Source organism: Leisingera sp. XS_AS12, from assembly GCF_041224635.1.
Classification (GTDB): Bacteria; Pseudomonadota; Alphaproteobacteria; order Rhodobacterales; family Rhodobacteraceae; genus Leisingera.
Map to the genome: position 1 here is coordinate 1 of NZ_JBGFGM010000078.1, position 677 is coordinate 677.

At 68.2% G+C, this 677-nt stretch carries 1 protein-coding gene; it reads right to left on the reverse strand.

Going from position 1 to position 677, the window contains the following annotated elements:
* Nucleotides 1-677, reverse strand: a 677-nt coding sequence (locus tag AB9K35_RS06555; protein WP_369924976.1) for a methyl-accepting chemotaxis protein, incomplete at both ends; no start/stop codon positions are given.

The window sequence follows — 677 nt, forward strand, 5'->3', positions numbered from 1 at the left end:
ACCAGATCCACGCCGCGCTCGACCTGCTTGGAGCTGTCGGAGATCAGCGTCTTGATCTCCATCGCCGCCTCGGACGAGCGCTGCGCCAGCGCCCGCACCTCGCTTGCGACCACCGCAAAGCCCTTGCCGGCCTCGCCCGCCCGAGCGGCCTCAACCCCGGCGTTCAGCGCCAGGAGGTTGGTCTGGAAGGCGATGTCGTCGATCACCGAGATGATCTGGCTGATATGGGCCGAGGATTGCTCGATCTCGGTCATCGCGGCGACGGCGCTTTGGACCACGGCGTCGCTGGTCTCGGCCTCGTCGCGGGCCTGCTGCATCGTCGCCTCGACGCTGCGCGCACCCTCGGCGGCGGATTTCACGCTCGCGGTCAACTCGTCCAGCGCGGCGGCGGTCTGTTCGAGGGTGGCGGCCTGGCTTTCGGTGCGGTGCGACAGGTCGTCGGAGGCCTGGCTGATCTCGGCGGCGCCGCTGCGGATGCTGCCGGAGGCCGCGATCACCTGCTGCACGGTGGCGTTCAGGTTGCTGACAGTGCTGTTGAAATTCTGCCGCAGCTGTTCGTATTCCGGCGGGAAGGGGGTGTCGATGGGCTGCGAGAAGTCGCCCTCCGCCAGGCACATCAGGCCGTTGCTGAGGTTGTCGACCACCTGCTGCTGCTGGCGCTGCATCTCGGCGCGCTC